Below are 1,539 nucleotides of genomic sequence, written 5' to 3' on the forward strand. Positions count from 1 at the left end.
GAAATGAAAGTGTAAAGGCAATAAATGAGTAAGAAATCAGYAAAAAATAAATTATTAGTCAAAATAACAAAAACACGAAGTTCGCTTCGTGTTTTTGTTATTTTGACTAATAATTTATTTTTTRCTGATTTCTTACTCATTTATTGCCTTTACACTTTCATTTCCTTTGATGATGTAAAAGTAAGAACGCCTGTTTTTCTGATGTTCTTCTTTACTACACTTGCTACTATTCGCATCATCACAATGATTTAGTAAATTATCTTCTCCAAAACCAATCGCACTTTCTATTCTATTTGATGCAATTCCTCTTGAAATTATATAATCACGGGTTGATTTTGCTCGGCGATCTGATAAATTCCTATTATAATCTTTACCTCCTCGGCTATCCGTATGCGATTCGATTTTAATGACCAATTCTGGATACGTATTCATTACCGTTACAATATCTTCTAATTCATACTCCGCATCTTCTCGGATATTTGACTTATCGAAATCAAAATAAATAGGATTGATTACAATCTGATTTCCTACTATTAATGACTGTAAATTAAGATTCACAACAACATCTTGTTGATTTACATCAAGCGTTTCCGTTTCTTCTTTCACATTTTTATAACCATCTTTTGATGCTACAACTACAAAATTATGTTCACAATCTTTTTGTTCAAAAAGATACGCACCTGTTCGTCCTGTTTTTATAGAAGAAACCACTTCTCCTGCAGGATTCATTAATTGAACCACAACATTCGAGATTGGTTCACCTGTACGAGAATCACTAATTATTCCTTTGATATCTTCTTTACATTGATAAATGATAAAACTATAAATATCATCATCTCCCTTTCCATCTTTTCTGTTTGATGAGAAAAATCCGTGCGAATGTTCTTTGTTTATCACAAAGGAAAAATCATCAAAAGCTCCATTTATTGGACTTCCTAAATTCACTGGATTCAAATGATTTTCACCATCATATTTTGCTTCAAAAACATCCAAAGCTCCTAAACCTAAATGACCATCAGATGAAAAATACAACTCATTATCTTTTCCGATAAAAGGAAACATTTCCCTACTTTCCGTATTGATTGCTTTTCCTAAATTCGCAGGTTTCCCAAACTTATTATTTTCTAAAATCGCTACTTTATAGATATCTGTACCTCCAAATCCATTGGGCATATCTGATACAAAATACAACGTTTTTTCATCAGCACTTAACGCTGGATGACCACATGAAAAAGCATCACTATTAAATGGTAATTCTTGAACATTTCCCCAAAAATCTCCTATTTTATCAGCACTATAAATTTTAAGATGTGAGACTTGATCCTCATCACCTTTTAATTTTCGACCATCATAATTATCTCGTGTAAAATAGGCTTTTTTACCTTTTTCGGTGATAATTATATTTGATTCATGATATTTTGAGCTTAAATCCTCCAACATTGTTGCTTCTTCAACATCCAACATTTTCTTAGCAATCATGTTTTTTTGCTTCGCTTTATAGATGTTTAAAAACGGTTGTTTATTCCATTTATAAAGCTT

1 protein-coding gene is annotated in these 1,539 nt (G+C 31.2%); it reads right to left on the reverse strand.

The window, feature by feature from the left end:
* Positions 1-132 precede the first annotated feature (132 nt).
* A partial coding sequence (locus L0U72_RS11690; RefSeq protein WP_233899382.1) for an OmpA family protein occupies positions 133-1,539 on the reverse strand: 1,407 nt, incomplete at its 5' end.

It is taken from the genome of Tenacibaculum piscium (assembly GCF_021390755.1).
GTDB lineage: Bacteria > Bacteroidota > Bacteroidia > Flavobacteriales > Flavobacteriaceae > Polaribacter > Polaribacter piscius.